This is a genomic window from Shigella sp. FC1967, assembly GCF_001743005.1.
In the GTDB taxonomy this organism is placed as follows: Bacteria; Pseudomonadota; Gammaproteobacteria; order Enterobacterales; family Enterobacteriaceae; genus Proteus.
This window is the reverse complement of the sequence record NZ_MIIZ01001174.1, coordinates 1-554: the sequence shown is the minus strand read 5'-3', so window position 1 is coordinate 554 and position 554 is coordinate 1. Positions and strand designations below refer to the sequence as shown.

The window sequence follows — 554 nt, the reverse complement described above, 5'->3', positions numbered from 1 at the left end:
CAAGGTCTGAGATTTTGAGAGACTCATCAATATACCTCGGTGATATATTGATTTGTTTTCAATTTTTCAGCTTGTTCCAGATTGTTAAAGAGCATAATAATTCGCAGTATACTATTGCTAATATACTCTGAATTATTCATTTATATTCAAGAGATTATGGTGGAGCTAAGCGGGATCGAACCGCTGACCTCCTGCGTGCAAGGCAGGCGCTCTCCCAGCTGAGCTATAGCCCCATAATGCAGTCGAAATAACCAGTGTTTCAACCATTATCTTTTTCAAGATAAATCGACTTGAGACAAGGCGTGAAATAACGAAGTTTACTTAAAGTAAACGAGTTCTTTCACAACGCAGTATTCAAGGCGATTTGGTAGGCCTGAGTGGACTTGAACCACCGACCTCACCCTTATCAGGGGTGCGCTCTAACCACCTGAGCTACAAGCCTATACCGGTATTTCTGCTCGTTCTTCATCAGACAATCTGTGTGAGCACTGCACATAACACGTATCTCTTAGGTAAGGAGGTGATCCAACCGCAGGTTCCCCCTACGGTTACCT

The 554-nt window shown here is 43.1% G+C and carries 2 tRNA genes; both read right to left on the bottom strand.

Annotated elements, in window-relative coordinates:
* Positions 1–157: 157 nt before the first annotated feature.
* Positions 158–233, bottom strand: a tRNA-Ala gene (locus BHE89_RS19895).
* Between the two features lie 132 nt (positions 234–365).
* Positions 366–442, bottom strand: a tRNA-Ile gene (locus BHE89_RS19890).
* Positions 443–554 lie beyond the last annotated feature (112 nt).